Origin of the sequence: Psychrobacter sp. GW64-MNA-CIBAN-0177 (genome assembly GCF_040309585.1) — a bacterium.
In the GTDB taxonomy this organism is placed as follows: domain Bacteria; phylum Pseudomonadota; class Gammaproteobacteria; order Pseudomonadales; family Moraxellaceae; genus Psychrobacter; species Psychrobacter okhotskensis.
The window spans coordinates 1-240 of sequence record NZ_JBEOOY010000565.1 but is presented as its reverse complement, the minus strand read 5'-3'; the positions used below and the strand labels follow the sequence as shown (position 1 = coordinate 240).

The window sequence follows — 240 nt, the reverse complement described above, 5'->3', positions numbered from 1 at the left end:
ATTTAGTTTTGAGGAGCGGGTCAGCTTAGTAGAAACGGTATTTGCGGATCTGCCGCAAGTCTCTGTCGTTGGGTTTGAGGGTCTGCTGGTGGACTTTATGCGCGAAAAGGGAGCAACTGCTGTTTTGCGCGGCTTGCGCGCGATGTCAGATTTTGAATATGAGTTTCAACTGGCCAATATGAACCGCGAGCTCGATGAAAATTTTGAGGCAGTGTTTTTGACGCCGTCACAGAATTACTC

Annotated in this window: 1 protein-coding gene; it reads left to right on the top strand. The window is 48.3% G+C overall.

Features of this window, described 5'->3' with window-relative positions; genetic code table 11:
• A partial coding sequence (locus AAEY79_RS16235) for a pantetheine-phosphate adenylyltransferase (protein ID WP_407074217.1) occupies window positions 1–240 on the top strand: 240 nt, incomplete at both ends.